We start from the raw sequence: 6,846 nt of genomic DNA, 5'->3' as shown, positions 1-6,846 counted from the left end.
GGGTGCGGTGTGGGGGTGGGGAGTGCCGGCCCCGGGCCCGCGACCCGGTCGTCTTCCTCACCTACGACGACGGCGCCGAACGCGACCCCCGCTTCGTCGAGATGGTCCGCGAACTGCGCCTGCCGGTCACCCTGTTCCTCACCGACTCCATCGCCGCCCCCGGCTACCGCCACTTCGCCCGCCTGCGCGCGCTCGGCGCCGGCATCGGGAACCACACCCTCGACCACCGGGCCCCGGCCGGGCTGCCGTACGCCGGACAGCGCGGCGAGATCTGCGGCCAGCAGGACCGCCTCCGCGCCCGCCTCGGCGTCCGCCCCCGCCTGTTCCGTCCGCCGTACGGCTCCTACGACCCGACCACCCTGCGCGCCGCGGCCGACTGCGGCATCTCCGCGATCGTCCTGTGGCGCACCGCCCTCACCCCGGCCGGCCTCACCCGCCGCCTCGGTCCCGGCGACATCGTCCTCGTGGGCCCCGACGAGTCGACGGACGTACCCCTGCGCGAGCGCACCGTACGGGTTCTGCGGGCGGCCCAGGAGCGGGGCCTGACGGTGGCCCGGCTGGAGGACTACCTCTAGGAGGGCCGGCGGGCACTTGCCTCCGGGAGGGCCCGCGGGGCGCGCCGGTCAACGCCGGGACGGCCGATTCACCACCGACGCGCCGCACCGCATTGGCACTCCGCTTGACCGAGTGCTAACCCCGGTCATAGTCTCGGGTCTGGCACTCCGCAGGTGAGAGTGCCAACAAACGCGACGGGCAGGTCCGGCACCCGCGACGACGGATCGACCTGGTCGCCACCTCAGACAGTTAACCCCGTGAGATCTCCGAAGGGGGAGGTCGGATCGTGACGACCGCCAGCTCCAAGGTTGCCATCAAGCCGCTCGAGGACCGCATCGTGGTCCAGCCGCTGGACGCCGAGCAGACCACGGCCTCTGGCCTGGTCATCCCGGACACCGCGAAGGAGAAGCCCCAGGAGGGCGCCGTCCTCGCCGTGGGCCCGGGCCGGTTCGAGAACGGCGAGCGCCTTCCGCTCGACGTCAAGGTCGGCGACGTCGTCCTCTACAGCAAGTACGGCGGCACCGAGGTGAAGTACAACGGCGACGAGTACCTCGTCCTCTCGGCTCGCGACGTGCTCGCGATCATCGAGAAGTAATCACCTCAAGCGACTCTCTGCTTGAAGCTGCGCCCCTGGCCCCCGCGAATCGATAAGAAGCCGGGCGCCCGGGGCGCGGCGTTTTTCACCCACAGATTTCCGAGAGGGCTCCCGCTGCCATGGCGAAGATCCTGAAGTTCGACGAGGACGCCCGTCGCGCCCTTGAGCGCGGCGTCAACAAGCTTGCCGACACGGTCAAGGTGACGATCGGCCCCCGCGGCCGCAACGTCGTCATCGACAAGAAGTTCGGTGCCCCCACCATCACCAACGACGGTGTCACGATCGCCCGCGAGGTGGAGATCGAGGACCCGTACGAGAACCTCGGCGCCCAGCTGGTGAAGGAGGTGGCGACCAAGACCAACGACATCGCCGGCGACGGCACCACCACCGCCACCGTGCTCGCCCAGGCGCTGGTCCGCGAGGGCCTGAAGAACGTCGCCGCCGGCGCCTCCCCGGCCGCCCTGAAGAAGGGCATCGACGCCGCCGTCAAGGCCGTCTCCGAGGACCTGCTCGCCACCGCGCGCCCGATCGACGAGAAGTCCGACATCGCCGCCGTCGCCGCGCTGTCCGCCCAGGACCAGCAGGTCGGCGAGCTGATCGCCGAGGCGATGGACAAGGTCGGCAAGGACGGTGTCATCACCGTCGAGGAGTCCAACACCTTCGGTCTGGAGCTGGACTTCACCGAGGGCATGGCCTTCGACAAGGGCTACCTGTCGCCGTACTTCGTGACGGACCAGGAGCGCATGGAGGCCGTCCTCGACGACCCGTACATCCTCATCACGCAGGGCAAGATCGGCGCCATCGCGGACCTGCTGCCGCTGCTGGAGAAGGTCATCCAGGCCGGCTCCTCCAAGCCGCTGCTGATCATCGCCGAGGACGTCGAGGGCGAGGCCCTGTCGACCCTGGTCGTCAACAAGATCCGCGGCACCTTCAACGCCGTCGCGGTGAAGGCCCCCGGCTTCGGCGACCGCCGCAAGGCGATGCTCCAGGACATGGCCGTCCTCACCGGCGCCACCGTCATCTCCGAGGAGGTCGGCCTCAAGCTCGACCAGGTCGGCCTCGACGTGCTCGGCTCCGCCCGCCGCGTCACCGTCACCAAGGACGACACCACGATCGTCGACGGCGCCGGCAAGTCCGAGGACGTGCAGGGCCGCGTCGCCCAGATCAAGGCCGAGATCGAGAACACCGACTCCGACTGGGACCGCGAGAAGCTCCAGGAGCGCCTCGCGAAGCTGGCCGGCGGCGTGTGCGTGATCAAGGTCGGCGCCGCCACCGAGGTGGAGCTGAAGGAGAAGAAGCACCGTCTGGAGGACGCCATCTCCGCGACCCGCGCCGCGGTCGAGGAGGGCATCGTCTCCGGTGGTGGCTCCGCTCTGGTCCACGCCTCCAAGGTCCTCGAGGGCAACCTCGACAAGACCGGCGACGAGGCCACCGGTGTCGCCGTGGTCCGCAACGCCGTGGTCGAGCCGCTGCGCTGGATCGGCGAGAACGCCGGCCAGGAGGGCTACGTCATCGTGTCCAAGGTCAAGGACCTGGACAAGGGCCAGGGCTACAACGCCGCCACCGGCGAGTACGGCGACCTGATCAAGGCCGGCGTCATCGACCCGGTCAAGGTCACCCGCTCCGCCCTGGAGAACGCCGCCTCCATCGCCTCCCTGCTGCTCACGACCGAGACCCTGGTCGTCGAGAAGAAGGAAGAGGAAGAGCCGGCCGCCGCGGGCCACAGCCACGGCCACGCCCACTGAGGCAGACGCCTGTGAGTGAAGGCCCGGTACCCCCCGAGGGTGCCGGGCCTTCGCCCTGTCCGCCTACCGCTCCAGCTCGTCCAGCGCCCCCAGCTGCTGCATCAGCCCCAGCTGGTCGTGCTGCCACCACAGCTCGGTGATCTTTCCGGCCGCGCCGAACCGGAACAGTGTCATCCCGGTCATGGAGACCTCCCGGCCGGTGGGCGCGATGCCCAGGAAGTCGCCGCGGTGCGCGCCGCGCCAGGACCAGCGGGCGCAGGCCCGGTCGCCCTCGGCGAGCACGTCCTCGACCGTGAACGCGAAGTCGAAGGCACCGCGCCACATCCGGAACTCGGCGCGCGCGTTGTCCAGTCCGATGGTGTCCTGCGGGTTCATCGGATCGCGGCTGTGGACGTCCTCGTCCAGCAGGTCGTTCAGCGGCGGCAGCCCGCCCGCCGTGCCCAGCGCCCGGAAGAACCGGCGCACGGCGTCCTCCGCGGGCCGCTCGTCCCGTACGACGTCCAGACCGGTGAACGTCGGACGCTCCTCGCACAGCGCGGCCAGATCCCGGAAGACCCGCTCCGCCTCCGGGACGTCCGTGCTCCGCCGTGCCTCCTCGTACGAGGGGAACTCCACGACCTCCACCACGTGCGACGCGTCCGAGCGGTCCCGGCCGACCACCGCGTGCGTCGCCGTCCGTCTGCCGTGGGTGCGCCGGAGCCAGTCGTCCATCAGCCGGTTCATCTCGTCCAGCCGGCTCGTCCTGCACTCGATGAGCTGTACGAAGGTCATGACGCCGCCTCCGGCCCCCCTGGCCCGGTAACCGTCCCGCCCATTTTCCCACCGGGACGGCGGCGCCACCTGGCGCTCGTCAGACCGTCACCGCGGCCCGTACTTGCGGCCCGTACGGGAGCTGATCCCGCCGAGCAGTCCGCGCGGCGTGACCTTCACCAGCCCCATCAGCGCCTTGTACCGGGGATCCGGGATGGACACCGTCTTGCCGCGGGCCAGATCGGCCAGGGCCGCCGCCACCAGCTTGTCGGCGTCCAGCCACAGCCAGCCGGGGATGTTGTCCGTGCCCATCCCGGCCCGCTGGTGGAACTCGGTGCGCACGAACCCCGGGCACAGGGCCATCAGCCGGACCCCGCTGCCCGCCAGGTCCCGCGCCGCGCCCTGGGTGAACTGCACGACCCACGCCTTCGACGCGCCGTAGGTGCCGCGCGGCACGAAGGCGGCCACCGAGGCGACGTTCACCACCCCGCCCCGGCCGCGCTCGCGCATCGCCCCGGCCGCCGCCGAGGTCAGCCGCAGCACCGCCTCGCAGTGGACCTTCAGCATCCGCAGCTCGTCCGCCATCGAGACGTCCAGATAGCGGCCCTTGTTGCCGAAGCCGGCGTTGTTGATCAGCAGGTCGACCGGGTTCTTCCGGTCCCCGAGGCGGCCGGCCACCGCCTCGATGCCCTCGTCCAGGGAGAGGTCGGCGGGCAGCACCTCCACCTCGACACCGTGCCGGTCGTGCAGTTCCGTTGCCTGCTCGCGCAGCCGCCCGGTGTCCCGGGCCACCAGCACCAGGTCCTGCCCGTCCGCCGCCAGCCGCCGCGCGAACGCGGCGCCGATCCCCGCGGTCGATCCCGTAATCAGAGCCGTTGTCATGGCCCAAGCGTAGTGACCCGGGCCGGCCCCCTCCGCCGGTCGCGCGCGCCGCCCCCGCGCCGGCCGACGGCCGGTCAGCCCCCTTGCCGCGCCACGTACTCGCGGGCCCGCGCCAGCGTCTCCGAGTGCAGCGCCTCGCCCGCCGCGAGCAGCCGGGGCAGCAGCTCGCGCTCGGTGGTGACCGCGCGGAACTGCATCGCCGCCGTCACCCCGTGGTCCGGCCGGTACACGATCTCCACCGGGTCGCCCGAGCGGATCTCACCCGGCTCGATCACCCGGAGGTAGGCGCCCGTCGCGGCCATCCGTGTGAACCTCTTGACCCAGCCGCGTTCGCCCATGTGGCCCTGGAACGTGGCGCACGGGATGCGGCCCGCGGTCACCTCCAGCACCACCCGCGGACCGATCCGCCAGCGCTCGCCGACCAGCGCCCCGGAGACGTCCAGACCGTCCGTCGTCAGGTTCTCGCCGAAGCAGCCGTTGGCCAGCGGCCGGCCGAGCTCCCGCTCCCACGCGTCGAGGTCCTCGCGGGCGTACGCGTACACCGCCTGGTCGTCCCCGCCGTGATGGCGCGTGTCGCACACCGCGTCCCCGGCCAGCCCGCTCGCGCCGACCCCCTTCGGACCGGGCGCCGCCACCTCCACCGGCCCCTCGGCGGGCCGCTTGTCGATGCCGGTCACACCGTCCGGCTGGCTCGTGTAGGGCACCGGCCGGGCACGGCCCACATTGACGGAAAGAAGCTTCATCCCGGCACGCTAAGCGATCGGCGCCCAAAGCGTCGAGGCAATATCGGGCGCCCCGCCCAAAGGCTGCCTTATGCTCGAAGGGTGATCGAGGCTCGTCATCTCCGCGTCCTGCGCGCCGTCGCCGGCACCGGCTCCTTCTCGGCGGCCGGGCGTGAACTGGGCTGCACCCAGCCCGCGGTCAGCCAGCAGATGAAGGCCCTGGAGGCCTCGGTCGGCACCCCGCTGCTGGTCCGCAACGGCCGCGAGATGCGTCTCACCCAGGCCGGCGAGGCCCTGGTCCGGCACGCCTCCGGCATCCTCGCCGGGCTCACCGCGGCCGAGGAGGAGGTCGCCGCCATCGCCGGTCTGCGCGCGGGCCGGGTCCGGCTGGTCTCCTTCCCCAGCGGCAGCTCCACGCTGGTCCCGACGGCCCTGGCCGCCCTGCGCGCCGCCCACCCCGGCACCCGTGTCTCGCTGGAGGAGGCCGAGCCCCCGAAGTCCGTGACACTGCTGCGGGAAGGCGACTGCGACCTCGCCCTGGCGTTCCGCTACGAGGGCGCCGCGGTCGCCGAGGACTGGGACGACCTCGTCGTACGCCCCCTGCTGACGGACCGCCTGGTCGCCCTGGTGCCCGAGCGGCACCGGCTCGCGCGCGCGGAGACCGTCGCCATCGGCGAGCTGGCCCAGGAACCGTGGATCGCGGGCTGCCCGCGCTGTCGCGGCCAGCTGGTCGAGGTGTGCGAGGAGGCCGGGTTCACCCCGCGCATCGACTTCGCCACCGACGACTACCCCGCCGTGGTCGGCCTGGTCGGCGCGGGCCTAGGGGTCGCCGTGCTGCCCCGGCTGGCCGTGGAGTCGGTACGGCCGCGAGGCGTGCGCGCGGTACGGCTGGAACCGGCGGTACGACGCGAGATCGTCGCCCTGACCCTGCCCGACCTGGCCCAGGTGCCGGCCGTGGCGGCGACGCTGGAGCAACTGGCCCGGCGCGGCCTACTTGTCGATGTCGCCGACCACGAAGAACATCGAGCCGAGGATCGCGACCATGTCCGCCACCAGCGTTCCCGGCAGCAGCTCGGTCAGCGCCTGGATGTTGTTGTACGAGGCCGAGCGCAGCTTCAGTCGGTACGGGGTCTTCTCGCCCTTGCTCACCAGGTAGTAGCCGTTGATGCCGAGCGGGTTCTCGGTCCACGCGTACGTGTGCCCCTCGGGTGCCTTCAGCACCTTCGGCAGCCGCTGGTTGATCGGCCCCGGCGGCAGCCCGGCGAGCCGGTCCAGGCAGGCGTCGGCGAGGTCCAGGGCGTTGTGGGTCTGCCCCAGCAGCACCTCGAAGCGGGCGAGGCAGTCGCCCTCGGCGCGGGTCACCACCTCCAGCACGTCCTGGAGCTCGCCGTAGGCCAGATACGGCTCGTCGCGGCGCAGGTCGAAGTCGACGCCCGAGGCGCGCGCGATGGGCCCGCTCACGCCGTAGGCGTGCACCGCCTCGGGCGCGAGCGCCCCCACCCCGCGCGTGCGCCCCCGGAAGATCTCGTTGCCGAGCACCAGGTCGTCGAAGACGTCCATGCGCGAGCGCACCGCGGCGACGGCCGCACGCGCGCGT

Annotated in this window: 6 protein-coding genes and 2 pseudogenes; 4 read left to right on the top strand and 4 right to left on the bottom strand. The window is 72.1% G+C overall.

Translation table 11 applies throughout. The features are described 5' to 3' along the window. The 3 genes from H5J33_RS18585 to groL all read left to right on the top strand — a co-directional run. A partial coding sequence (locus H5J33_RS18585; RefSeq protein ID WP_220212488.1) for a polysaccharide deacetylase family protein occupies positions 1-575 on the top strand: 575 nt, incomplete at its 5' end. A 266-nt stretch (positions 576-841) separates the two neighbouring features. Then, positions 842-1,150, top strand: coding sequence for a co-chaperone GroES (groES, locus tag H5J33_RS18580; RefSeq protein ID WP_004955293.1), 309 nt, complete (start codon positions 842-844; stop codon positions 1,148-1,150). 119 nt (positions 1,151-1,269) lie between these two features. Then, positions 1,270-2,895 (top strand): chaperonin GroEL, encoded by a 1,626-nt coding sequence (gene groL, locus H5J33_RS18575; RefSeq protein WP_181796058.1) that lies wholly within the window; start codon positions 1,270-1,272, stop codon positions 2,893-2,895. A gap of 63 nt (positions 2,896-2,958) precedes the next feature. Here the strand turns inward: groL and H5J33_RS18570 are convergent, their stop codons facing one another. The 3 genes from H5J33_RS18570 to H5J33_RS18560 all read right to left on the bottom strand — a co-directional run bounded on the left by H5J33_RS18570 (position 2,959) and on the right by H5J33_RS18560 (position 5,270). Beyond that, positions 2,959-3,666, bottom strand: coding sequence for an ester cyclase (locus H5J33_RS18570; protein ID WP_181796057.1), 708 nt, complete (start codon positions 3,664-3,666; stop codon positions 2,959-2,961). A gap of 87 nt (positions 3,667-3,753) precedes the next feature. Next, positions 3,754-4,527, bottom strand: coding sequence for an SDR family oxidoreductase (locus H5J33_RS18565; RefSeq protein ID WP_181796056.1), 774 nt, complete (start codon positions 4,525-4,527; stop codon positions 3,754-3,756). Between the two features lie 74 nt (positions 4,528-4,601). Continuing rightward, complete coding sequence (locus H5J33_RS18560) at positions 4,602-5,270, bottom strand: MOSC domain-containing protein (protein WP_181796055.1); 669 nt, start codon at positions 5,268-5,270, stop codon at positions 4,602-4,604. Between the two features lie 81 nt (positions 5,271-5,351). Here H5J33_RS18560 and H5J33_RS18555 point away from each other — a divergent pair. Then, positions 5,352-6,233, top strand: a pseudogene (locus tag H5J33_RS18555) (LysR family transcriptional regulator); the annotation flags it as partial. A 6-nt stretch (positions 6,234-6,239) separates the two neighbouring features. Here H5J33_RS18555 and H5J33_RS18550 read toward each other — a convergent pair. Further along, positions 6,240-6,846: pseudogene (locus tag H5J33_RS18550) on the bottom strand (NADH-quinone oxidoreductase subunit D); the annotation flags it as partial.

The organism is Streptomyces sp. WELS2 (assembly GCF_013870595.1).
GTDB lineage: Bacteria > Actinomycetota > Actinomycetes > Streptomycetales > Streptomycetaceae > Streptomyces.
This window is presented reverse-complemented; position numbering and strand designations above follow the sequence as displayed.